Here is a 25,144-nt window from a genome sequence, read left to right as displayed (position 1 = left end):
TATATTATTATGAAAGATACTAACCAAAAAGAAATGCCTCATATCGCTGTTAATGCACAATACATAAAGGATTTGTCTTTTGAAAATCCAGACGCTCCGAGATCTTTAGTATCTTTGGAACGTAATCCACAAATTGACTTATTCCTAGACCTCAATATTTCTAATTTACCTGAAGAGAATTTTTATGAGGTAGAATTAAGTATAGAAGCTAAAGCAATGAGTGAAAAGCATAGACTATTTATAGTGGACTTAAAATATGCAGGGGTTTTTAATTTAATTAATATAGAGGAAGATCAACACCAAATAATACTAGCAATTCATTGTCCAGCAATGATTTTCCCATTTGCTAGAAAAATTATTGCTGATGTCACTCAGGATGGTGGTTTCCAACCATTGATGATTGACCCGATTGATTTTGGTACTTTATATCATAAAAAAATGCAAGAAAATGATAATTAACCATTCACCTTACGTATAGCATTTAAAAATTAGACTTCTTTCGAAACTCTACTTCTGCTGGTGATTTGTACGTCGATGCGGTACTCGAATCCTCACATACATTAGAGTACGCTGCGGTTCTGCGTTCCGCGTCTCCTTCAAATCCCTCAGCATAAGCGAGTTTCGAAAGAAGTCTATTGTAGAAAAGTACAAGACGTCTATTAGCGAGACCACGTGAGTGTAGTAGCAATCCACATTCATTAGATCAACTATGTTCGCAATAAAAATTTAAATAAATTTGGTTTAAATTTTTATTGCTTGTGCAGAGCTAGTTAAATCACGTAACTTAGCGTTTGCAATCACAATGATTTTACGCATTAATGCTACCATCGCCACCATTTTCTTTTTTCCTCTATTGATCAATTTTTCATAAAATACCTTCAGTTCAGAGTTAGAATTTCTAGCAGCCATAGCAGCTACAAACAACATAGGTCTAACAAAATTTCGACCATGTCCTGTATGTCTATATCCGCTATATCTACCGCTATCATTAGATATTGGTGCAACACCTACTAATGATGCTATTTGTTTGCGGTTCAATAGACTTCTTTCGAAACTCGCTTATGCTGAGGGATTTGAAGGAGACGCGGAACGCAGAACCGCAGCGTACTCTAATGTACGTGAGGATTCGAGTACCGCATCGACGTACAAATCACCAGCAGAAGTAGAGTTTCGAAAGAAGTCTAATGTACCAAGTTCAGGTAACAAAGCTATAAGCTCATTAGATACTACTGTGCCTATACCACTAATAGTTTGCAGAGTCTCTTTCTTAGCCTGCAAGAGTTTATCTTTTGCTATTAACAAGAGTTTATCTTTTGCTATTAAGTCGTCTATTTCTTTAGTAATAGATGCAATTTGCTCTTCTAGTACTTCGATCATTTTAACGCAACTAGACTTGATTAAATCAGCTCTCGGGGACTGAAACCTATTTTTTTCTGCAATTAACATTTGTTTAAGATCGTTCCTACGTCCTACTAATTCATACAAGTTTAAAGCTTGCTTAGATTGTACTTATAAATAGCTCTAATCTTTCTGATCGTTCAAAACCATAAAGTGCTAGAGCTTTAGCGTCAAGACTGTCAGTTTTAGCTGCATTACCAAAAGACCTAATAAAGTTTTTAACTTTACGAGTATTGGCTCTATGTACAGCAAAACCCTGATTGCAAAGCGTTAGTAATAGTTCTATTTCATATCCACCAGTAGTTTCTAAAACACACAATGCAGAACTAATCTCTTTTTTGTAATCCTTGATAAAATCAGCTATTCCATTAGAGTTGTTATTATATTCTTTAGTTTCTTTTTTTCCATGAATAGCAACAACAAAATTGAATTTTCCTATATCAAGACCGGTAAAATTATTGTATAATAGCATAATACCTCGAAGACTTTTAATGTTTACGATTGTAAGCGGGCGTGCAAAGGCATCCCAATCAACTATTCAAACGTCTCGGGGATTTGGGCTAGAGTACTAGGATCTATACGATCTTAAAACCAATTGCTTCACGGTCGCTCACGCCTGCACAGCGATAGTCATTTATATTATTAATGACTATCGCTGTAATACCCCCTTATAAGTCAGTATAAATCATTATTTACATTGACTTCAATATCTATTATATCATACTTTTAACTTATAATTGCTTCGTGACCTTACGGTCTTCTCGCTAATAGACGTGTAGAGAAGGTGTATTTACTAATATTAAAGCCCATTCAGGATAAGAATGAACTAATTCTTATCCCAAATTGGGGTACGACGCAATTCTTGATTTTCTGTTTTAGAGTATATCTTATCTTTAAATCAGCAGAGCATTAGTCACGAATCTAGTTAGTGTAGGTTGCAAGAATGTTTCTAATTCTTTACTGACTTCATCAATATTCTCTATTTTTTTACCGTCACGGCTTAATGTCATCTCACCAGAATTAACATGCTGCATGACAGATTCAATTATTTGCTTATTATCATGCTTACCGTCCATATATTGCAGAGCAAATTTTTCAAAAAGGTTAATAGCTACCACCTCATGTCTTTGGTTTGTCACCCACATATTGGGTGTATGAGCTACCTGATATGCAATAAGCTTTGATGTTTTAGGTTTATTAATATCTACTTCTTTTCGAGTTACCTGTAACGTTATATTAATATATCCTTGCAATACTAATTTCATGGCATTAGCTAAGAACTCAGCCTTTATTTCATTCAATTTTGTTCCATGTAATTTTTTATTGCTACTCACGGCAATTTTATCAAAACTCATTGGGTTATTGATATTCTCAGAGAAAGTATAGAGTATTGCTTTCATATAAGGAGAAGATGTTGATAAACTACTATCCTTATTACCATTATAAAAAAACTTCTCTGTTTCAAGTGAATTAAGATCTATATCAACAAGAGGCTTTTCTGGTACTATATTAAATGTCATATTAAATTTATTAATATCCTCATTATTGATAGATCTATTTAATTTAACACTATTATGGCAAAGTAAGGTTGATCTAAATCGACGATTGGTAATGAAATCCATATATTGTTCGGTTCTAACAATATCATTTATTGCTTGTAATTTCTCCACCACTTTTGCCGGCATATTTCCTAAATACACGCTAGCTATACTACAATCAGACAGATATTGTAGATTATTTTTTTTAGCCTCATCCATAAATTCATGAAAATAATATTGTACATTATCTTCTTCTAGATGGTCATGACGCAAATAATGATCATTTTGTTTGGCAAGCAAACTGGCTTCAGATTTTAACACTTGAGCATAAGGAGAGTCGGAAGTTTCTAAGCTATCCTTAACAAATTCAAGTAACAATCTAGATTGAGCAATTTTATCTTGAATGTTATTAAATGTATTTGAGTGATAAAGCATCATATCTCTTATGGTACGAACCATATTCCAACCAGGTAGTGTATTATAACTAATATACGCGATTCCATTCTCTGATAAATTTTTACTACTTACTTCAAAAATCTTATCCTGAACAAATTTTGGTACCCAAGAGATTACTCCATGAGTAATTATGTAATCAAATTTACCAAATGATTCATCAATATCTGTAATAGAACAATGTCGGAATTCTATATTTTTAAGAGCTAATCCTTCTTTATGTTTATTAGCCTCATCTATTTGCACTTTAGATAGATCAACTCCAACAAAATGTGCTTTAGGATAATTAACAGCATGAGGTATTAAATTCCCGCCTGCAGCACATCCTAGCTCTAGAACTCGTGCAGTTTCAATTGCTGTTGGTTTCATCCCAAATAAAACAGCAAGCGTCCGTAGGTGATATGGATTGGTTAAGGCGTACGGATAACTTTCGTAAGGCACTTCATCGTATGTATTATGAGGTGCTGAGGTGAGTTCTAAATTAGTGGTCATATATTCTCCATAACGTAAAACAAAACACGGATAACACCGTATTTTGTTGTCAATTCTTTAAATTTTTACTAGTATACACTAAAAAATTCAATACACTAATAGTCTTCTTGCATTAAATTGGTAACTTATAAGTAAATCCTATACCAAATTCTCCAACCCCTATGGTTTTTTTAATAGGAGTGGCTGGTATAAATTGCTGGGTTTTCATATCCAAAGTAGCATAGTTAATCTTTATTGAATGAGCAGCTTGTAATTTTACTGCTGCATCAATGCTAAAATTGCTAGATAACTCCTTAGAAAATCCAAGACCCACTTGCCAAGCAAAACAATTACTACGAGTTGTTTTAATTCTAAAATACTCTACATTCATTAAATCCCAATGAGAAGAAGCAGAGCTAACTTTTACCCGTGCCACCCCAGCACCTAATATAACAAAAGGAGTTATTTCCTGCACTTTATCGAGATCATATACTAAATTAATCATATATATATTGGAAATTACCTTAGTGATCCCTAGAGTTTGTGGTATAATTAGAGAGGGAGCTAGTTCTTTTTGTGGTAAAACATAATGTAGTCGGTATTTTGGTTGGTGTGTTACCGAAAGCTCAATTGCCATTTGCGGATAGAAGCTATAACCAATCTTACCACTATACATCTTAGACCTTTTTAAGGTAAAACCAGTGCCGGAATTATGGCGAAATTTTTTCACCACCGGCTCTACTATTCCAGCTTCCGTCCCAATATAAAAAAATCTCTGATCAGCATTAATCTCTTCTGCCTGAGCATTGGCAAAAAATAATGAATATATATATATTATAGATAATATTTTCGGTAATTTATTCATTATAATTTTATACTTATTGAAAGCGTGGATTATATAATTATCTATAGGCAGGTCAATATAAAAATTTTTATTAGTAATTTTGGAAATTGGTATAAATATTTATCTTTTTCAAAAAAATACAATAAACTCCTAGTAATATTCTAATTTTTAGTTTAACTTGTATAGTGATTTAAAATATTATGGTTTTTATGGAAGATAGTAATTATTGGGACAACTCAAAGTATGCACCTTGTCAATATGCTACTAGGTTACTGGACAAATTACGTAAGATGAATGAGGAAGTAAATAGACCAATAGATATTGATGAGGTTATAAAGGCTATTTATTATGCCAAGAAATATCATGGCAGCCAAATGAGGCAGTCAGGCGAGCCTTATTACTCTCACCCAATAGAGGTGGCGTATATGATCTCTGATTATCTTTTCCGCACTGACATTATTGTTACCAGCATATTACACGACACCATCGAAGACACTACACTTACCGAAAAAATGATTGCCTATATTTTTGGAGAGCAGGTTGCTAGTCAAGTAGAAGACTTAAGCAGGAACAAGCCTCACGGGAAGATTAGCTCGGCGGAAATTATGGAATCGTTATATAGACAAAAAAAATATGATGTAGCATTGATTAAATTATTTGATAGAAAGCATAACTTACAGACTCTAGGAGCTAAATCGCTAGAGAAAATGAAAAAAATCATCAAGGAAACTATGGAAGAGTTTATAATTGTTGCTATGCATTTAAAAATACCAGCAATACCACAAAATTTAGTTGCATTATGTTATCAAAATTTATCTATACCACAGTGCGTCCAACATAATCTATATCAGACTTTTGTGGATAATTCCCAGCTTCTTTCTCCAATTTTTCAAAATGATATAGACCAACTATAAACCCTATAGTTGTTGGAAGTAATATTATTAATAATCCCCAATTACCTAAATATTCTACCAAATAAACAGCCCCAAAAGAAGTAATAACATACATTAAGGCACGTGATAAAGCAAATATAAAACTAACGGAGGTAAAGCGTTTAAAGATAGGAAAATGCTTATAAGTAATTGCTGCGACAGGGGCAATAACAAAGAACATAGTAAATGATTGGATTAAAAATAAGTCAAAAGGATTTCTAATATTATTCAATAAATATGGGAGAAACAATATGAAAATAAGAAACATATATGTTATTACTTTAAGGATTTTTAAAGGATAAATAATATAGCTTAAATATGCCAGCAAGCATATACCTAATAATTGTATTATAGAGACGGTAAAATTTTGATGAATAATTTGCTCAGCACTATAACCAAAGGAATTTTTAAGGATATTACCACAATAAATATAAGTAAAGTAAAAGCAAAATGGTCGTGTACAATTCATCATAAACAAAGTCAACAATGTTTTTGGGTTAGATTTTTCATTATAAATTGGATGACTTTCCACATGTTTTTTATCTATGCTCACCTTATTTGAAACATTATCTAAAATTCTTTTTAAATAACGTTTAGCATCGACAAATTCTGGGGTTTCCCTAAGATTCGTCCTAGCTACAACACCCACTAAGGCAATGCCAGCCCCAACCCAAAAAGCAATACGCCAATTAAAACCATTTCTAGTAACCAAATAGGCAATAGCTAAAGCAAACATTCCACCTAAGCTACTGGAAATTCCAATTAACGAAACAGCTGGATATTGCACAGGAGGTTTCGTTATTTCAGTAACATAGAGTTCTGCTCCTATTACTTCCCCCATAGAAGATATGCCCTGAACGATACGACATATAGTAACTAACCAAGCAGCAGTGACGCCAATTTGTGCATAAGTGGGTAAATTAGCCATAACAACGCAAGAAATAGCCATCATAGAAGTTGTTATGATAACAGTGGATTTACGACCTATATTATCACCTATCCAGCCAAATAACAAGGCTCCAACTGGTCGAGCAACAAATGTAGAACAAAAAGCGATGGCAGAAAGAAGAGAAGTAGTGTGAGGATCATATTTCGGAAAAAAAAGCTCATTAAGAAGTACAGCCATATGAACATAAAGCATCAGGTCAAAATACTCTAAGAACGTGCCAATTGAGAGTAATCCAATAGCTTCTTTTTGTTGTTTAGTTAGACTGGTCTGAGTATATATAACCCTACCATCTGCTCGTACAAATTTGCTCATATATAATTATAATTTGTTTACATTAACTAATAATTCACCTTACATATAGCATTTAAAAATTGCAAGACGTCTATTAGCGAGACCACGTGAGTGTCGTGGCAATCCACATTCTTAGATTGCTTCGTCGCTGCGACGCAGCTCCTCGCTAATAGACGCTAGGCTGTTTTTCCTATGACTTTTAAATTGCCATGGGGGTTATGCGTAAGGTGAGTTAATAATTCTATAATTTGTTCAAATTGCAATAGATATTCTTGTTGTTTATCAAGATCTTTTAATTTTAAATTATTACTCATTTGTTCATTATCACCAACAAAAATAGCATATTTAGCCTTTTGTAGATTAGCTCGTATTATTCTTTTAGCTATTTTGCCGTTATTATCTAAGGTAACAGAAATATTTTTTTGACGCAATTGATTTGTTAAAATTAAGCAATATTCTAAATTATTGTCGCTAATGGGAAAGACAAATACTGGTCTAGGTTTAGATATGTGGTACTCTCTCATTAGGCTAAGGCGTTCAATTCCAGCAGCAAAGCCAATGGCTTTTACTTCAGGACCTCCCATAAGTTTGCTTAAGCCATCATAACGACCACCAGCAAGAACTGTCGACTGACTAGCAAGGTTGCTAGTAGTAAACTCAAAAGCTGTATGACAATAATAGTCAAGTCCCCTTACTAGTCTTGGATTAATGATATATTTTATATTGAGTAAATCTAAGTATTTTAGTAAATCGTCAAAATATTTTGTAGCATCACTGCTATAATATTGAGATATTAGTGGACTATTTGCAACTATTTTTTTATCATTTTCATCTTTCGAATCTAATATACGCATTGGATTCTTGATAAGCCGCTTTTGGCTATCTTCTGATAATTCTGACTTATAATCATTGAAATATTCTACCAACTGTTGTTGGTAAACAGCAAGAGTTGCAGTACAACCCAGTGAGTTTATTTCTAAAGTTGTATCTTTATCTATCTCTAAAGTCCGAAGAATATCTAATGCAAGCTTGATAGTTTCAGCATCGGTGCTAGGTCCTTCTCCCCCAATATACTCAAAATTTATTTGATGGAACTGCCTTTGTCTTCCAGCTTGTGGTCGGTCGTAACGAAACACTGGACCGCTTGAAAAAAATTTAATAGGTAATGTTTGTTGCAAGTTATTAGAGATAAAAGCCCTGATAATGCCAGCCGTAAACTCCGGTCTAAGAGAGATATGATTACCACTTTTATCAAGAAAACTATATATTTCCTTACTTATTACATCAGAAGTCTCTCCAAGTGTACGATCAAAGACTTTAGTATATTCAATTATAGGTGTACTTATGGCTTGATAACCATAAAGCCCACCTATATGTTTGGCTGTGTTTATTATGTAATCGTGAATTAGGTAATCCTCAGGTAGTAGGTCTTTCATACCACGTAAAGATTGTAATTTATCACTCATACAAATTAGACCTCTCGTTTTATGAAAAATGACCTAAAAATATATAGGACAAACATTGCCACAAACCAGTATATTAGTACTTTCCCCGCAGTCATTAAATTAAACTCACCATCAACTATTTGTATAACTAGTAAGTATAGACAAGCTACTAAAACAAATGGGATAATGATAAAAGCAGCAGGACATTTAAACGGTCTTGTTGCATCCGGCATTTTTATTCTAAACAACATAACTATTATAGCAACTGCCGTGTAATCTATTAAAGCTCCCATAGATGATAGCTGTATAAGGATTTCCGTTGGACAAAATCCCCCTAATATAGCAGCAAGGGCAGAAAATAGTAAGATAGTAATATAAGGACTATCATATTTAGTATGTAGTTTGGCAAAACTTTTAGGTAGTAACCCATCTCGGGCAATTACATAAAAGATACGAGACGTACCATAAATATTCATCATTAGTACTGTAGTCATACCAGCAACAGCACCAGTAGCAACAATTGCCGAACCAACATTACTGTTATTTAGGCTTAGTGCATAAGCAAGTGGTTGATCATTATTAAGTTGATCAAAAGAGGCTATGCTAGTAGCCAATCCAGCTATTATAACATATACTATTGTTGAAATTACCAGTGACCCAATAATGCCAATCATTAAATCACGGTTGGGGTTTTTACATTCTTCAGCTGTAGCAGCTATCGTACCAAAACCTGTCATAGCAAAAAATAGAATAGATGCTCCAACTAGCATATTACTAAAGCCGAAAGGTAAAAAATTCTGCCAATTCGTAGCATTAAAATGTGGTGCAGCATATATGATAAAAGCAAATATAGCTGCCATTTTTACAAATACCAATAGAGCATTTAGCTTTTTACTATCTTTTGTTCCTAAATATAAAATAAAAGAGATAAATACTACGATAAGAAAAGCTGGTAAATTTATTATACCACCATTGGCAGGTACAGCAGTTAAAGCCTTAGGTAAATATATTCCGCCTGCTGACAATATTGCCTGAGCATATCCGGACCAACCGGCCGCAACAGTACCAGCAGCAAAACCAAGTTCTAGTATAATAACACTACCAATTAACCAAGCAAATACTTCTCCAAAAGCTACGTAAGCATAAGTATACACACTACCAGAAGTAGGTAACATTGTAGCAAGTTCTGTATAAGCAAGAGCAACGAAAATACAGGTTACACCTGCAATAGCATATGATAACGTAACAGCCGGTCCAGAATATTTGGCAGCAACTATACCAGTAGTGACAAATACACCTGTGCCTATTATAGCACCAAGCCCTAGTAGTACTAAGTCAAATGCTCCTAGAGTTTTATTAAGACCACTAGTCTTACCTAGTTCTTTTATTGATTCAAAACTTTTTCTTGTTAAAAAGCTCATTAATTCCTCCAATTTTAATAATAGAAAACCCTAGAAGGGTGTATTAATCTAATACTATACTACTATCGTATCACTAGACTATCAGTAGTAAAAACGATGTCACCCCACAACTGTCGAAAGTTCAACAAACGTCATTGCGAGGAGACCGTAGGTCAACGAAGCAATCCATATGACAAGCTTCATGGATTGCCGCACTCATCGCAATGACGGTTTAGGACTAACAACGCTCATCGCAATGACGTTTGTTGAATTTTCGACAGTTGTGGACATCACCCTAATGGCGATGATTACTTGAGCCTATATTAATTTATTACATCAATAGTTGAGGTTATTTTATAAAAATAGACTTTTTTGAAATTGGATCTATACAATCTCTCTAGTAATCCATCCCCCTCCAAGGACTCGATCATTATCATATATGACACAAGCTTGACCAGGAGTTACAGATTTTTCTGCATACATTAACTTTACTCTAATTTCTGTATTACTTATTTTACTAATCTTGGCAAAGGTAGCAGGTCGAGTCGAACGAATCTTAACTTTTACATCAATTTCTTCTTGTTCGGTCATTTTTTTACCAAGCCAATTAACATCCTTAATAGTAAATTCGGTTGAGTCTAAAGCCGAATCTGGACCAACATATACAATCTTTGTAGTAGGATCAATTCTTACTACATAAAGTGGTGTCTGAAAGGCTATGCCAAGACCACGACGTTGACCTACAGTATAATTTATTATACCATTATGTGTCCCAAGTTCAAAGCCATCTACATGAATTATTTTACCTTGCTCATTAGCATTTTTTCGTATACCACTAATTACCTTCCTATAGTCGCCATCCGGTACAAAACAAATATCTTGACTATCAGGTTTATCGGCAACGCTTAGATTAAATTTGCTAGCAAAATCTCTTGTTTGCTCTTTGCTCAATCCTCCCAAAGGAAAAGATAGATAATTTAATTGTTCCAAAGTAGTTGCAAACAAAAAATAACTTTGGTCTTTTCCAGCATCAATACCAGTATGTAATTCTGCCCCACCTATACCTTCGATTTTTCGAACGTAATGACCAGTAGCAAGACAGTCAGCCCCTAAATCTTTTGCTACTTTTAGCAGATCTTTAAATTTAACCGACTGATTGCATTTTACGCATGGTAGCGGTGTTTCGCCTTTAATATAACTATCAGCAAAGTCATCAATTACTGATTCTTTAAATTTAGACTCATAGTCTAAGATATAATGAGGAATGTTCAACTTATCTGCTACCATTCTTGCATCGTAAATGTCCTGCCCAGCACAACAGGCATTTTTTTTCTTGGTAGCTATACCGTGATCATATAATTGTAAAGTTATACCAATGACTTTATGACCTTGTTCATGGAGCATAGCAGCCACTACTGAGCTATCAACCCCACCAGACATTGCAACTACTATCGTAGATGGATTGTTTATTCTATTATTCATTGTATTGCTAGCCTAGCTAACCTGAATTCGATGTAACTTAGTTACATCGAATTCAGGGATACATATAGAAACAATCAGGTTTGAAGCGGTTCTACACCTGATTGTTAAATATTAATTTGCTAATAATCTTATTTTTATACAATATAAAAATAAGATTATTAGCGGTAATAGATTAAAATGCATTCGTATAAGCCGCTTCAAGAATGCATTTTTTCTTATAACAAGCCAATTCTATAAAGAATTAATAATCCTTATATCGAATTGAGGCTAGCTAAACGAAACATTATATTATAATCACTTTACAGCTAAATGCAATAGACTTTTTTAAGAATTTTCGGATATTCTAGATTCATAGAATTATAGCTGAAATCTTTTAATAGAATACTCATTTAACGGTTGCCAAAATAAACGATTAAACAATACCACAAATAGAGCCATAACTCCCATACCTAAGACTATTTTATTAAAGTCAGCCTTTATTGTCATTTCAGCTATATAACTTCCAATACCGCTTGCTGCTATTTTCCGATCGCCAAAATTAATAATTTCTGCCACAATACTAGCATTCCATGCCCCACCTGATGCAGTTATTGCTCCTGTTATAAAATATGGGGTAATTGCTGGTAACATGACTTTGAACCACCAATTCCAACCACTGACTTTAAAAATTCTTGTGGCATCTTTAAGATCATTGGGAATAGTAGATGCTCCTACTATAACATTAAATAATATATACCATTGAGCTCCCATAATCATCAGAGGACTAAGCCAAATATTAGGGTTTAAATCGTAACGAGTAATAATTATAAAGACAATAGGAAATAATAAGTTTGCTGGAAAAGCTGCAAAAAATTGTGCTAATGGTTGTACAATAGCTGTTACTTTAGGATTTAGTCCAACATATATACCAATCGGTACCCATATAATTGCCGCAAGAATTATAAGTACTACCACACGTAACATAGTAATTGATGCTAAAACAAATACGTTCAATAGCTCAGACCAACCAATATCGTAATGCAAGAAATGATATATGTAATAGACCGAAAAACATGCTATGCCGCCCAGTACAGTATACCATAAATAATCGCTCCACGAAGTATTATTGGAAAAATTATTTGATGAACTTGAATTTATTTCGCTATAACGATTAAGTATGGGGAGATAAAGTATAAATTTTGCAATATAAGCAATAGGGGAGAATAATTTGTGAATAATCAAACTTCTTTGAAATAAATTGAATGCCCAAGAATGTGGCACGTTATTACCTGCATTCATTTCATAACGAAATCTATCAGACCATGCCACTAGAGGTCTAAGTAGCAATTGATCATATGATATAATCACCAGTGACATTGACATAATTGCTGAGCTAATTGCATAAAGATCTTTCTGTGTAATTGCTAAAGCAATATATGATCCTATTCTAGGCAAGGTTATATGGGTATTGCCAACTGTGATAACCTCTGAAGCTACTACGAAAAACCATCCACTAGATATTGATACTACAATATTCCAAACTAATCTTGGCACTGCATATGGAACGCTGACCTGCCAAAATTGCCTCCATTTTGACATTCTAAAAATATATGCTGCATCATGCAATTCTTGTGGGATATTCTTAAGCGAATAATAAAAACTAAATGTCATGTTCCAAACTTGCGATGTAAAAATGGCAAATATCGCTGCACATTCAGCTCCCATAATACTTGACGGGAAAAGAGCTAAAAAAACTGTAACTGTAAAAGAAATATATCCAAGAATAGGAAGAGATTGAAGAATATCTAGTAACGGAATTAATATTTGTTCACATTTCTTGCTTTTAACAGCTAGGCTGGCATAAATAAAAGTAAAAATTAATGAAACAATTACTGCAATTAGCATCCTCAAAAGCGTTCTGAGAGAATACTGAAAAAGATTACTATATTCTAGAGTTACTGGTTGCTGCTCTAATACAGTTATTGGTGCTGCCATCTGCTTTAAACCCCAAGCAATAAAGATAAGGATGCTAGCGATTATCAAAAATGTTAACAAATTGAAGATAAAATTGGACTGAGTTTTTTTTGAATATTTTATAGACTGTATCATTAAATTTAACCTTAACTTAAGCATCTTCTACGTCATTCCTGCGAAAGTAGCAATATCTAAAAAAATAACCAAGAAAGATATTATATATTTTTAGACTCTGCACCGAAGTTTACTATAGTAAATTCAGGAGGATTGGGTAGCAAGAGCGATATGCTTGTTCTTCACAAAAATCTATAATTTTGATACCGGAAAGCTTTATCAGGTTTCTACAGTCGTCTTCTGTTAAATTTTGTACTTCAATACAGTATTTGTATACTTCCGCAATATTTACACTTGAGATTATTGCATATTTCATATGCTGCCTTATGGATTCATATCCAAGTTCTTTTGCAAATAGCATTAGACTTCTTTCGAAACTCTACTTCTGCTGGTGATTTGTACGTCGATGCGGTACTCGAATCCTCACGTACATTAGAGTACGCTGCGGGTCGAGGTTCCGCGTCTCCTTCACACCCTTGCGCATACGCGAGTTTCGAAAGAAGTCTATTATAAGAGCAGAGGAATCAAACACTATTTTATTAGCCATTTTTTATACTTCTATTTTCTTCTATTTGGTATTCTTCATGCTTTCTATTTATAAAATCATCTACCACTGAATCTTTTCTATTATTTTGGTTTTTTGTAAAGATTGCATGCATCTCATCTATTATTTGGTTAGCATTAATTATCTTTACCTCATTTTCATAAACTTCTAGATTAACTTTATCACCCGGTTGTATATTAAGCCTTTCTCTTATTTCTGATGGAATCAATATTCTGCCATGTTGATCCATGTTTGTTATTAATTTTTCCATATTTTATATCAAATACTTGTGTAAGTTATTTTATCATTTATTACTATATGTCATTTAGATAAATTACGCAATAAATTGATAGATTTACCCCGTCTAAGTCATAATTTGTTATCGCTTTTTGCTATGGTACTATACAGACCATCTTCTTTCTTAATTATATCATACTCTCTTTGAGCTATTGAATCGATGAAGTAGACATTACCTGATATACCAGTATATGGGGTTTTACCATTAATAGCTGCTAAAAATCGTTCTTCGGTAAAGTTGGTATCTATATATTTTGATGTTATCCTTCCTAGATCATAAGCTACAGCATGCATGAAAGACAAATGATTAATACCTATATTTTTAGCCCTTTCTATTATATTACTATTGACAATATTCAATGAACCGGTGAAGATAATACTTATAGGTTCAGAACGATCGATATCAATTCTGTTATCACCTATTATAATTGCTTTCTTATCTAAATTATGCTTATGAATACTATCAAAAAGCAAATCTAAATTTTTACTATCATCTGACAGATAAATTACAGGTTTAGTTGCCGTATCCTCCATTTCATTTAAATTATCAACACTATTTGAGACAGTTAAAACCGCCTTTTCTATTGATTCTGGTATATTAGCATAAAATTCACTCCGCACTAAGGTAGAATTTTTTTGAATTAGTATATTTTGGATAAGTTGGTTTATAGTTTGTGCATGACTACCTGAAGGTAAAAGTGCAATGAAATTTTTATAATCATGATCGGCAAAGTAATTAATTATTTTTATGAGTTGCTTTGACGGAGCATGACCGAATACAAAAAGTTTTTTGTCTGCCAATACAGGATTATTAGACATGGTAATGATAATAACATCATGTGCTTTAGCTTTATTGGCAATTAGAGAAGTAAGATTTGAATATAATGGTCCGAGAATAATTTTTGTTTTACGTAGCAGTATTTTATCCATTGCAGCAAGTACCTGCTTTTCATTAGAACCATCATAAGAAGTAACATGAACATAAGTTTTTAAGCCATCTTCTAGACCCATTTTAATTAATTGGTTGTATTGCTTACCTAATGTAGAATGTTCTCCTGTTAGGGGCATTAAAATAGCCACTTCTAGAGTTTCCCGAGCAACTTCTTTTGCCCTAGGAACAACAGTCTCCTTATTAGATTGGCAAGAAAATAAAGAGACAAGACATATAAATGATAAGATGACCTTTAAAAATTTTTGTGCATAAGTCAATCTAGTTGGTGATTTTGTCGTCGAAACTCGCCTTCGTTCCGAACAATCGTCTATGTACGCAGCTCGACTCGGCTTCATTTCTCCTAAAAATCTCGAAAGCTTCTTTGACTTATGCAGGAAGTCTTTTATACTACTCATAATGCTTACTTATAGGATTAAATTATGATCTTCAAACTAGGGCTATACATTGTCTCAACACCTATTGGTAACCTAGATGATATAACACTCCGGGCTTTAGAAACGTTAAAAAATTCCACAATTATACTGTGTGAGGATACTAGAATATCAAGAAAATTACTAGCAAAACATAATATAAAGACTAAGTTACAAATATATAATGATCATAGTGATGATCAAGAAAGAGAATTTATCCGCACATTAATTGATAATGGAGCAATAGTTAGTCTAATATCTGATGCTGGAACACCGTTAATTGCTGATCCTGGTTATAAACTAGTAAGATATTTAAGGAAACTGAATTATCACATAGATGTAGTGCCGGGCGTTTCGGCATTAACTACCTCTATAACCATTTCTGGATTACCATCAGATCGCTTTCTATTTGCTGGATTTTTACCAAAAACTATTGAAGGTAAAAAGAAGATTTTTACAGAATTATCTAATATAAAAGCAACTTTGATTTTTTTTGAAACTGCTAGCAGAATAGAACAATCGCTACATACAGCTTTTACTGTTTTTGGTAATAGGGAGGTATGTGTAGCACGAGAACTTACTAAATTTTATCAAGAAGTAAAGTTTGGGTTAATAGAAGATGTAATAAATTTCTATAACTCGAACATTATTAAGGGGGAAATAGTACTGCTAATTTCCGGTACTTCTGAACCTCATAAAGCTCTTCTTGCAGATGACTTAAAAAAATTTATAGATTTATACTTATCTAAAGGATGGAGTGCAAAAAGTGTCACAGATATAGCTAATGAAAATTTTGGAAGAAGCTACAGCAAAAAAGAAATATATTCTATAGTTAACAAAATCAAGAATTTAAGTGATTAATATATACAGGGCAATTTAAAAGTCACAATCATTAGTTACTATAGATGCAAGTTTAACCACTACCGATGTCATCCCTGCGAAGGTAGGTATCTATATTACTTAATAGTCTTTCAGGCTTATTTTTTTAGATTCCCGCCTACGCGGGAATGACATCGAGTGCATATTAAGCACTTTTTCCTTTATTTATTAGGCTTGCAGCCCGACTTTTAAATTACCCTGTATACTTCTCCTAATTCGAGAGTTGCAAACACAAATTAAGTAGTGTATAGTATTACTTATAAATACTTAGCGAAAGTTCGATGTAACAAGTTACATCGAACTTTCGGTTACTTAATACTATAAAGGAGACTGAGTATGAAAAGAGCTGATGATAATATTGTAGTAAGCGTGAAACTTGCACCGCAAATTAAGAAGAGGTTGCAAGTGCTTGGTAAAATTAAGCGACGTTCAGCACACTGGTTGATGAAGGAAGCAATTACTAATTATCTCAAATCAGAGGAACATGAAGAACAATTAAAACAAGAGACGATACAGCGTTGGCAAGAAGCAGGGGAAGGTAAATTTTTAGGAAATGACAAAATAACTGAGTGGCTTGATAGATGGGGAAGTGATAAAGAAGAGGAAAGACCTTAATGGAAAGATTAGTATGGTTGGAATCAGCAATTGCAGATTTGGTACGACTGAGAAAATTCATTGATAGAAATAATCCTAATGCTGCAAAGAGAGCAGCAGAAGCAATAAAGAAAGCAGTTATCAAACTTATAGAATTTCCTTTGACAGGTAAACTGGTGACTAATCTAATAGATTATAGGGATTTATATATTCGATTTGGCTTATCAGGTTATATACTACGATATCGAATATATGATGATACCATCTACGTAGTCCATATTAGACATGATAGGGAAATGGAATTTAAATGATTTGAGTATACTTCTCCTACTTCGAAAGTTGTAAACCATTAGTACCTTACATTAGACTTCCTGCAGAATTCGCTTTTGTTGAGGAATTTGTAGGAGACACGAAACCTCGACCCGCAGCGTACTCAAATGTACGTGAGGAGCAGAGTACCGGTATCACGCACAAATTACCAGCAAAAGTAGAATTATGCAGGAAGTCTATTTTTCTATAATCGTCATAGCAAGGCTCGTTAGATGCCGTGGCGATCCAAATAAACAGCGAAGCTGTTTTTTAGAGTAACGCTTCGCGTATCTTAGATTGCCGCGTCGCCGCTTTTTCGCGACTCCTCGCAATGACGTTTATTGAACTTTCGACAGCTGTGGGTGACATCCGAAGGGGCATGGATGACACCTAGGCTATTAACCCGATGTTTTACATCAAGCTGAGGTTAATTGCAGTCCTCGTTAAAGGGTAGATTTTCACCCGTTAAAGCACAGCTAGCAACATTAGACATTTCATGTGAACTGCCAGCTGCTACATCATTAGGGGGATTGTCGTTTGTACAAGAATCATTAATTATTAGGCTCTCTATCATTACTGTTAGATAATTTGCAAGCTCTTCAGGGTTAGATAAAGCTTCCCCTAGGTCTCGTGAAATTTCATTTAAAACTTCATTTTCAGACTTGTTTGATAGTTCAGTTAGCGTTTTTAAGAGTTTTTTATTATCGTTACTCCAACCACCAAGAGTACTCTCCTGACAGCTAGCAGCACTAGATGTTTCTAGTGGTTTTATAGATATAACTTCTGTTAATGAATTTGAGACTTCATCCGATTTTTTTGAATCATCCTTGGACACCTCGCAACTAACAGCACTAGACGTTTCTTCCTGTTGTTGAGAAGAGTTCTCTTGTGTTTTATTAACCAAATCTATGATTCCAAGGAGAAATTTTAGGAGGAGATTGCCCCCTGAATCGTCGGTTAGTTGCTTCTTTAATACTTCTGATGAAGTCATATCCGATTGCATTCTCTTTAGATGACCTCCAAGGGCTTTTGGGTTGAATATGTAAGCTATCCATATTCCTTCTAGAACTCTATTTAGAACTTCCTCTTCAGACATCCTTAATCTAAGAGCTGCATCTTTTAACTTTTCTTTATTATCGTTATCAAGCTCATCTTTTTTTTTTCATTTTAATTTCTCCTTAAATAATTATTACTTTTTTTAAGTTATTATACTTGATGCAAGAAGTTTATTCAACATCAAAATCAAAATATTTATCTTTATAAGGTTCGTCTTGTAAGGTATAATGCCACCACTCAACCGAATATTTCTTAAAATTATGTTTTTTCATTTTTTCACGTAGATAATTACGATTTTGTAAGTAAAGTTCATCAATTAGTTTACTATCATGGGAGGATACTAGATCCATAAGATCTACAGAGCTATACATGTCAACCGTATTATCATCAAAATAAGGGATTAGACGACCATCTTTTAGAGGTCTTTTTATCATTTTAGGGCTTGGATTTAATTGTTTTCCAAGTTCGATAATAGTTAAATCTACCGTACTTCCACGACTATGAGGTGATAGTTTAGCAACATAACCTAATTGAAAAATTTCAGCCTTATTAATGTATGGATAATGAGAGTCTTTCATTTTTTGATCAGCAACATCTTCTCCCCAGCTAACAAAATGTTGTACAGCTTTATTAGGTCTATAAGCATCATAAATTACTAGAGAGTAGTTATCGTTTTTTATATCTTGCTGAAGATTTTTTAAGGCAGTAGCCGCTTCTTTAGTTAGTACAGCTCTATTAGCTTTATAGCCATCAATCTGCTTTCCTACAAAATTTCTAGTATCATAATACATCATCTGTTGAATTATAGTAGGATCTATTTGATCTAAATACACAAAACCTTCCGGTAAATTGACTGTTTCATTCAACATAATATATCTCTCAATTAAACCAATATTCAATATTTAGTAACAAAATTATTGTTAATAAAAAATAATAATTTATTATACTTTTTTCTACAATACAATATCTTAATGCTAACCCGACTAACATTTATCCATTTGTTTCAACGGAAAGGATGTCATTCCCACGAAGGCGGTAATCTATAATATTTCAGGGTTTTCTGAACACTATTTTAGATCACCGCCTACGCGGGGATGACAACATTGCCCTAGATCAACTATGGATAAATACTAATCGAGTTAGCTATATTGTATGTTATTTTAAAATTTTATAAAGAAAATTAACAGATAATTATGAATGAAATTCTAGAAGTACCAAATGGTGAAAGTAAAGTACTACTACACTCCTGTTGTGCTCCATGTTCAGGAGAGCTGATGGAAAAAATGTTAATGTCCGGTATTAATTTAACTATTTTTTTCTATAACCCTAATATTCATCCTAAAAAAGAGTATGAAATTCGTAAAAATGAAAATATCCGTTTTGCTGAAAAAATGGGTATCAGTTTCATTGACGCAGATTATGACGTGCAGAATTGGTTTGCAAGAAGCAAAGGTATGGAATATGAACCAGAAAGAGGTAAACGTTGTTCTATGTGTTTTGATATGCGTTTTGAACGGACAGCTCTTTATGCCTATGAGAATGATTTTAAAGTTATTACCAGCTCTCTTGGTCTTTCCCGCTGGAAAGATATGGATCAAATTAATGAATCAGGGATCAAGGCTGCTTCTCATTACGATGGAATAACTTACTGGACTTATAATTGGCGTAAAAATGGAGGTAGCAGTAGAATGTACGAAATAGCTAAACGTGAAAATTTTTATAAGCAAGAATATTGTGGCTGCATCTACTCACTTAGGGACACCAATAATTGGCGTAAGTTAAATAATCGTAGTGAAATTGAAATTGGAGAAGCATATTATAAGGAATAACTAAGTGTGCAAGTTTTAGTAAGTATAATAGTCCTTAAAGGTTGATGTCATTCCCGTGTAGGTGCATAGGCGTCAACTTAAGAGCGTAATGATTGAACATGTATAAACAAATTAAACACAGCCGTCATAGCAAGGCTCGTTAGATGCCGTGGCGATCTAGATAAACAGCGAAGCTGTTTTTTAGAGTAACGCTTCGCGTATCTTAGATTGCCGCGTCGCCGCTTGCAGCGGCTTCTCGCAATGACGTTTAGGTTTGATTTACTTATACATGCTCAATCATTACGCTCTTAAGTTGACACCTATGTGCTTCGGTGCGGAATCTAAGAATACAAAACATCTTAGACTTAAAGATTTTTAAGATCTCCGCCTTCGCGGCTCATCTTCGAGATAAATATGAGCAGAAATTATGCTATAGAACGTGAGTATTATGCGACGAGTGGAGTGTAGAATTAAATTCTCGTTACTGACTACATGTATGGACCTCCTGTAAAATGCAAGAAAAAAATAACATCTAATAGCAAAAATGCAAATGCATACATGTATCCGGCTTATAGTTAATAAATTATGTATAATTTATCCTACAGCCCTGATGGAATTCGCTGGCTTACAAACTATATACTTATCATTTTATCGGCTTCAAAGAGCCATTGTAGTCATCAGTTTCTTTGTAAGCTAAGGTTTGTCTTATTTACCATCAATATTATTATCTCACGCATATTCCGGGTTGGAATCTCTTACATATTCTTTGTTTACCTATTAATTAATAAACCACTATTTATTTTATGTTAATTATAATAGCTCTGTGCTACAAACTTTACTCTCTACATAATCATCCCCTGACCTTAGTACTGCAAACACCACTCTTGCCAGTTTATTAGCTACAGCAACTACTGTTTTATTATGTCCATTTCGCTCAGATAAATTAAACATCCACTGCGTAAATTTGCTAAAATCTTTTTTAGATTTTTGTTCTTCCGATGTAAATCTTATCTTGGCATTTAGTACAGCTCTAGCTCCTTGGATCAATAGAGTACGCAAGTAAACATCACCTCGCTTGCTAATTCCAAGCAACTTATCTTTCCCTCCACTGGAATGCTGCCTTGGCACTAATCCAAACCATGCCGATAATTGCCTGCCATTCTCAAAACTTGTAGCATTACCTATTGATGCTATTAAAGCAGTAGCAGTAATTAAACCAAGACCAGGTATAGCTGTTAATCGTTGATATTGAGTTAAGTTGCTAGCTATTATTTTTAATCTTTTTTCTATCTCTTTTATTTTTTTGTCATTATCCAAAAATTCCTCTTTCAGTTCACTAAATGTTTGGTAACCTAGCTGACTCAAATTTCCTTCATCTAAAATCTCAGTTAATTTTGTTACAACCTTATTGATCCCTTGAGGAATAATAAAACCAAATTCATGTAATAATCCTCTAATTTCATTCGCAAGTGCCGTACGGTTTTTTACCAATCTCTCTCTTACCCGATGAATTGACAAAATATCTTGTTGTTCTACAGTTTTAATTGGTACAAACCTCATATTTGGTCTTGTTACCGCTTCACATATAGCTTCTGCATCAGCTTGATCATTTTTATTAGTTTTAACATACGGTTTGACAAATTGTGCTGCCATTAGTTTTACTGTATGCCCCAATTTAGTTATTTCTCTTGCCCAGTAACTAGCTCCGCCGCAAGCTTCCATCCCTACCAAACATTTTGGTAAATTAGCCATAAATGTTAAAACTTGATCTCTCATTAATTTTTTCTTTAATACCGTCTTACCATTTTTATCTACACCATGAATTTGGAAAATTCTTTTTGCAATATCTATACCAATTGTGGTAACTTCCATCTTAGCATCCTGATTGTTATTTTAATATTTAATATTAACTTTAGAAGATTAGCAACTGCTTTTCATTCTGTATATCAGGAGATCCATACCATTATTTTTTCACCTGTGGAATTTTATAATAAAGAAATACTGATAAAAGTGTACTTTAATGACAAGAGTTTTTATTTGAAACAAAACAATGGTAATACACATAAGAAGCATTATGTTGACTAATTTTTAGTATGTCAAGTAGAAAAGTGATGTTTACATGACTACAAACTTCATGCCAAAACCACTGCAAACCTGATTCTTTAGACGTTTTAAGCACTTTTTTGTCTCGAAGATGAGTCGCGGGGATGACACCGAGGTTACTTAAGTTAATAAAATTTGCACACTTGGTAAGGAATAAGGATTTTTTTACACATGAATTGTAACAATTATCTTGATTATCAATAATAGTAAAGGTACTTTGGATAGGGAAAATGATTTATTAAATTTTAAGTCTTAAGGTATTAGTGGTCAATTATTTTTAGTGTATAGTGTTATTTATGAATAATTTCAGAGTTTTATTGGTAGTTTTTTGCCTATTTTTTACTAGTAATTGTGTTTTTGCTTCACAGAAAACAGTGAGAATTGGGTCTGGTTCTATTTTGAAGGGTTATTACTCTATCGGATTGGATCTGTGTAAAACCTTTACTTTAGCTGATAAAAGTGTGAATTGTGAAGTAGTACCTACTAGTGGAGGGGTTGAAAATTTAGCTTTGCTAAAAGAAGGTAAGATAGATTTAGCTTTAGTGCAATCTAATGTAGCACTTGAGGCTTTTGAAGGTACTGGGTATTACTCTAATACAGAAAAAATGCAAGAAATGCGTCAGGTACTTAATCTATATGATGAGTTTTTTACTGTTGTTGTAAAAAATCGGGATGAGATAAAGACTTTTGCAGATATTGAGGGTAAGAGAATATCAAATGGCTTGCCATTCTCTAGTAATACTATTACCTACAATGCTATAAGGAAGTTATATAATTTTACTAAAGAACCAATAGATGTTGATGAAATTAATTATGAAGAGTCAATAAAAGAATTTTGTAGCGGTAAAATTGATGTGATAATGATGACGGTAGGTCATCCTAATGCCTTGGTGGGATTTATTGCTAATAGCTGTAAAGTTGATTTTGTACCTATTGAAGATAATAAAATTGCACAATTAATCGCCACTAATAAAGCTTTTCATAAGGCATTACTGGATAAAACATTATATCCTGGGATCACTCTCGATCAGAATACAGTAGCAGTAACAGCAATTTTAGTTACTAATAGCAATATGGATGCTAAACTATTGGATAAATTTATCGGAATGTTTCACAAAAACGTAAAACATTTTAAACATTCTAATTATATGTTATATAATATAGATATTAAGCATTTTGCTGATACCAATAATTTTGTTTTGCCAAAACATTCAGTAGTAAGAAATAGATAATAATATAAATGCACCGGAGTAGTGTTAATTGTGTTTAAAAATATAATAATACCAATAGATTTGTCGGATAAACAATCAGTTAAGGTGATATTACCAAAGGCTTTAAGTTTTGCTACTATTTTTAGTGCCAAATTACATTTTCTTTATATCATCTCGGATTTCGGTATGAAAATGGTTGAGGATTATTTGCCTAAAAGTTGGGCAAAAGATCAAAAAGAAAAATATCGGGTACAAGTAACAGAATTAATTAGACAATATGTGCCGGAGGAGATCGAAGTTGAATTGCATATTGGTCGAGGGGCAGTATATGATGAAATAATACAATATGCCAATGAAGTGAAAGCTGACTTAATCATTATTTCAGCAGTAAGACCACAACTCAGAGATTATATGTTAGGTCCCAATGCGTCCAAGATTGTGCGGCACTCGGGTGTGTCTGTTTTGGTTGTCAGAGAATAAAACATTGGCTAGATATGAGAGAGGAATTTTTAGGAAGAACTATAAGTTGATGACTATTGGAGGTTATCTTGATAAAATTTCTTGAAGACTTAATTAGTTTTCAATCAGTAACTCCTGAGAGTAGTGGTTGTATTGAATATATTAATGACTTATTAGAAAAAAATGGTTTTAAGACTGAAATCAAAATATTTGGAGAGGATAATTATAAAGTAACCAATCTTTATGCTGTTTATGGTAATGCAAGACCTAATATTTGTTTTGCTGGACATGTTGATGTCGTGCCAACAGGTGATAAGGCATTATGGCTTAACGACCCTTTTATAGCAACTACCGTAGGTGATAAGATTTATGGTAGGGGAGTTGTTGACATGAAGGGAGCGATAGCATGTTTTCTAGCTGCTAGCTTAGATTTTATTAAGTTAAATCCAACTCCGCATGGTTCAATTAGTTTTCTAATTACTAGCGATGAGGAAGGAAACGCCAAATATGGCACTGTGGAAATGTTAAAATATTTGCATAAGGGTGGTAATAATTTGATCGATCTTGCTATTGTAGGTGAACCAACAAATGAGCGTCAAATAGGTGATACCATAAAAATTGGTCGGCGAGGAAGTATTAACTTTAACCTAGTTCTATATGGTACAATGGGGCATGTGGCATATCCATTACAAGCCAGTAATCCGATTACTCCTTTAGTTCAGATACTCAATGAGTTGGTTAATTATCGACTGGATGAAGGAAGTGAATTTTTTCAACAGTCGAATCTAGAAGTTACGTCTATTGATGTAGGTAATGATGTTACTAATGTAATTCCTTCAAAAATTACAACAAAGTTTAATATTCGTTTTAATGATCTTCATTCATCATCGAGCATAACAGATTTGATAGATCAGATAATTAATAAATATTGTGCGAAATATAACTTTAAATATGAATTAAGTAGTGTAACTTCAGCTAATTGTTTTATCCAAGAACCAGTAGGGTTAATTGCCGATTTTGTTCGGGTAGTATCTAATACAACAGGAGTATATACAAAATTATCTACTAGTGGTGGTACTTCTGATGCGAGGTTTATCCAAAATTATTGTCCTGTTGTGGAATTTGGTTTACAATCTAATACAGCTCATAAAATTAATGAATACACAGAAATTAACGATTTACAAAGTCTGTATCATGTGTATTATAATTCTCTGATAAAACTCCTAGCTGAACCTATTTAATTAAGTTGTTA

25 protein-coding genes and 1 pseudogene are annotated in these 25,144 nt (G+C 33.4%); 9 read left to right on the top strand and 17 right to left on the bottom strand.

The genetic code is table 11. The features are described 5' to 3' along the window. Positions 1 to 9 precede the first annotated feature (9 nt). Positions 10 to 459: a protein-export chaperone SecB gene (secB, locus tag AAHN03_RS05445; RefSeq protein WP_342278393.1), complete on the top strand. Its 450-nt coding sequence runs from the start codon at positions 10 to 12 to the stop codon at positions 457 to 459. Between the two features lie 22 nt (positions 460 to 481). On the opposite strand, the gene AAHN03_RS05440 is transcribed toward secB, so the two are convergent. The 6 genes and pseudogenes from AAHN03_RS05440 to AAHN03_RS05415 all read right to left on the bottom strand — a co-directional run bounded on the left by AAHN03_RS05440 (position 482) and on the right by AAHN03_RS05415 (position 4,725). Then, positions 482 to 688 (bottom strand): palindromic element RPE1 domain-containing protein, encoded by a 207-nt coding sequence (locus tag AAHN03_RS05440; RefSeq protein WP_342278392.1) that lies wholly within the window; start codon positions 686 to 688, stop codon positions 482 to 484. A gap of 53 nt (positions 689 to 741) precedes the next feature. Next, complete coding sequence (locus tag AAHN03_RS05435) at positions 742 to 1,038, bottom strand: transposase (protein ID WP_342278391.1); 297 nt, start codon at positions 1,036 to 1,038, stop codon at positions 742 to 744. 21 nt (positions 1,039 to 1,059) lie between these two features. Then, positions 1,060 to 1,485, bottom strand: a complete 426-nt coding sequence (locus AAHN03_RS07695; protein ID WP_410521326.1) for a hypothetical protein — start codon at positions 1,483 to 1,485, stop codon at positions 1,060 to 1,062. A gap of 13 nt (positions 1,486 to 1,498) precedes the next feature. Next, positions 1,499 to 1,870, bottom strand: a complete 372-nt coding sequence (locus AAHN03_RS05425) for an IS110 family transposase (RefSeq protein ID WP_342278389.1) — start codon at positions 1,868 to 1,870, stop codon at positions 1,499 to 1,501. 421 nt (positions 1,871 to 2,291) lie between these two features. After that, positions 2,292 to 3,848 (bottom strand): annotated as a pseudogene (locus AAHN03_RS05420) (methyltransferase regulatory domain-containing protein); the annotation flags it as partial. A gap of 145 nt (positions 3,849 to 3,993) precedes the next feature. Further along, positions 3,994 to 4,725, bottom strand: coding sequence for an outer membrane beta-barrel protein (locus AAHN03_RS05415; protein ID WP_342278388.1), 732 nt, complete (start codon positions 4,723 to 4,725; stop codon positions 3,994 to 3,996). A gap of 188 nt (positions 4,726 to 4,913) precedes the next feature. Between AAHN03_RS05415 and AAHN03_RS05410 the strand changes: the two genes are divergently transcribed. Then, positions 4,914 to 5,618, top strand: a complete 705-nt coding sequence (locus AAHN03_RS05410) for an HD domain-containing protein (protein WP_342278387.1) — start codon at positions 4,914 to 4,916, stop codon at positions 5,616 to 5,618. Here the strand turns inward: AAHN03_RS05410 and AAHN03_RS05405 are convergent. The 7 genes from AAHN03_RS05405 to AAHN03_RS05370 all read right to left on the bottom strand — a co-directional run bounded on the left by AAHN03_RS05405 (position 5,521) and on the right by AAHN03_RS05370 (position 15,458). Beyond that, the gene (locus tag AAHN03_RS05405) at positions 5,521 to 6,897 is read right to left on the bottom strand and encodes an MFS transporter (RefSeq protein WP_342278386.1); all 1,377 of its coding nucleotides are present in this window, start codon (positions 6,895 to 6,897) and stop codon (positions 5,521 to 5,523) included. The genes AAHN03_RS05410 and AAHN03_RS05405 overlap by 98 nt on opposite strands. Before the next feature lie 155 nt (positions 6,898 to 7,052). After that, a complete protein-coding gene (gene hisS / locus AAHN03_RS05400; protein ID WP_342278385.1) occupies positions 7,053 to 8,342 on the bottom strand; it encodes a histidine--tRNA ligase in 1,290 nt (429 codons plus the stop codon). A gap of 5 nt (positions 8,343 to 8,347) precedes the next feature. Next, complete coding sequence (locus AAHN03_RS05395) at positions 8,348 to 9,742, bottom strand: amino acid permease (RefSeq protein WP_342278384.1); 1,395 nt, start codon at positions 9,740 to 9,742, stop codon at positions 8,348 to 8,350. A gap of 363 nt (positions 9,743 to 10,105) precedes the next feature. Further along, positions 10,106 to 11,203: a tRNA 2-thiouridine(34) synthase MnmA gene (gene mnmA, locus AAHN03_RS05390; protein WP_342278383.1), complete on the bottom strand. Its 1,098-nt coding sequence runs from the start codon at positions 11,201 to 11,203 to the stop codon at positions 10,106 to 10,108. A gap of 357 nt (positions 11,204 to 11,560) precedes the next feature. Next, complete coding sequence (locus AAHN03_RS05385; protein ID WP_342278382.1) at positions 11,561 to 13,291, bottom strand: ABC transporter permease; 1,731 nt, start codon at positions 13,289 to 13,291, stop codon at positions 11,561 to 11,563. Positions 13,292 to 13,809: 518 nt separating this feature from the next. Next, entirely contained in the window at positions 13,810 to 14,085 is a 276-nt protein-coding gene (locus AAHN03_RS05375) for an AbrB/MazE/SpoVT family DNA-binding domain-containing protein (protein WP_342278381.1), read from the bottom strand. Positions 14,086 to 14,183: 98 nt separating this feature from the next. Next, positions 14,184 to 15,458, bottom strand: coding sequence for a penicillin-binding protein activator (locus AAHN03_RS05370; protein WP_342278380.1), 1,275 nt, complete (start codon positions 15,456 to 15,458; stop codon positions 14,184 to 14,186). 24 nt (positions 15,459 to 15,482) lie between these two features. On the opposite strand from AAHN03_RS05370, the gene rsmI reads away from it, so the two are divergent. From rsmI to AAHN03_RS05355, 3 genes are all read left to right on the top strand, one after another. Then, positions 15,483 to 16,334, top strand: coding sequence for a 16S rRNA (cytidine(1402)-2'-O)-methyltransferase (gene rsmI / locus AAHN03_RS05365; RefSeq protein ID WP_342278379.1), 852 nt, complete (start codon positions 15,483 to 15,485; stop codon positions 16,332 to 16,334). 354 nt (positions 16,335 to 16,688) lie between these two features. After that, positions 16,689 to 16,967: a CopG family ribbon-helix-helix protein gene (locus AAHN03_RS05360; RefSeq protein ID WP_342278378.1), complete on the top strand. Its 279-nt coding sequence runs from the start codon at positions 16,689 to 16,691 to the stop codon at positions 16,965 to 16,967. Next, positions 16,967 to 17,257 (top strand): type II toxin-antitoxin system RelE/ParE family toxin, encoded by a 291-nt coding sequence (locus tag AAHN03_RS05355; RefSeq protein ID WP_342278377.1) that lies wholly within the window; start codon positions 16,967 to 16,969, stop codon positions 17,255 to 17,257. The genes AAHN03_RS05360 and AAHN03_RS05355 overlap by 1 nt, the downstream gene beginning before the upstream one ends. Before the next feature lie 425 nt (positions 17,258 to 17,682). Here AAHN03_RS05355 and AAHN03_RS05350 read toward each other — a convergent pair whose 3' ends face one another. Both AAHN03_RS05350 and AAHN03_RS05345 read right to left on the bottom strand, forming a co-directional pair. Then, positions 17,683 to 18,351, bottom strand: coding sequence for a hypothetical protein (locus AAHN03_RS05350; RefSeq protein ID WP_342278376.1), 669 nt, complete (start codon positions 18,349 to 18,351; stop codon positions 17,683 to 17,685). A gap of 130 nt (positions 18,352 to 18,481) precedes the next feature. Continuing rightward, the gene (locus tag AAHN03_RS05345; RefSeq protein ID WP_342278375.1) at positions 18,482 to 19,180 is read right to left on the bottom strand and encodes a M15 family metallopeptidase; all 699 of its coding nucleotides are present in this window, start codon (positions 19,178 to 19,180) and stop codon (positions 18,482 to 18,484) included. 324 nt (positions 19,181 to 19,504) lie between these two features. Between AAHN03_RS05345 and AAHN03_RS05340 the strand changes: the two genes are divergently transcribed. Beyond that, positions 19,505 to 20,140, top strand: coding sequence for an epoxyqueuosine reductase QueH (locus AAHN03_RS05340; protein WP_342278374.1), 636 nt, complete (start codon positions 19,505 to 19,507; stop codon positions 20,138 to 20,140). Positions 20,141 to 20,929: 789 nt separating this feature from the next. Here the strand turns inward: AAHN03_RS05340 and AAHN03_RS05335 are convergent. Continuing rightward, a complete protein-coding gene (locus AAHN03_RS05335; protein WP_342278373.1) occupies positions 20,930 to 21,991 on the bottom strand; it encodes an IS110 family transposase in 1,062 nt (353 codons plus the stop codon). Between the two features lie 145 nt (positions 21,992 to 22,136). Beyond that, the gene (locus AAHN03_RS05330; RefSeq protein ID WP_341761148.1) at positions 22,137 to 22,298 is read right to left on the bottom strand and encodes a hypothetical protein; all 162 of its coding nucleotides are present in this window, start codon (positions 22,296 to 22,298) and stop codon (positions 22,137 to 22,139) included. Positions 22,299 to 22,518: 220 nt separating this feature from the next. Here AAHN03_RS05330 and AAHN03_RS05325 point away from each other — a divergent pair, with 220 nt between their 5' ends. The 3 genes from AAHN03_RS05325 (at position 22,519) to dapE (ending at position 25,133) form a co-directional block, all read left to right on the top strand. Next, positions 22,519 to 23,454, top strand: coding sequence for a TAXI family TRAP transporter solute-binding subunit (locus AAHN03_RS05325; RefSeq protein ID WP_341762493.1), 936 nt, complete (start codon positions 22,519 to 22,521; stop codon positions 23,452 to 23,454). A 30-nt stretch (positions 23,455 to 23,484) separates the two neighbouring features. Continuing rightward, entirely contained in the window at positions 23,485 to 23,913 is a 429-nt protein-coding gene (locus AAHN03_RS05320; RefSeq protein ID WP_341747208.1) for a universal stress protein, read from the top strand. Between the two features lie 65 nt (positions 23,914 to 23,978). Continuing rightward, positions 23,979 to 25,133 carry a succinyl-diaminopimelate desuccinylase gene (gene dapE / locus AAHN03_RS05315; RefSeq protein WP_342279194.1) on the top strand — a complete coding sequence of 385 codons (1,155 nt, stop codon included), beginning with the start codon at positions 23,979 to 23,981 and terminating at the stop codon, positions 25,131 to 25,133. Positions 25,134 to 25,144 lie beyond the last annotated feature (11 nt).

This window comes from Candidatus Tisiphia endosymbiont of Myopa tessellatipennis (assembly GCF_964031105.1).
In the GTDB taxonomy this organism is placed as follows: Bacteria; Pseudomonadota; Alphaproteobacteria; order Rickettsiales; family Rickettsiaceae; genus Tisiphia.
The sequence above is the reverse complement of the archived record's forward strand: the minus strand, read 5'-3'. Positions and strand labels throughout refer to the sequence as shown.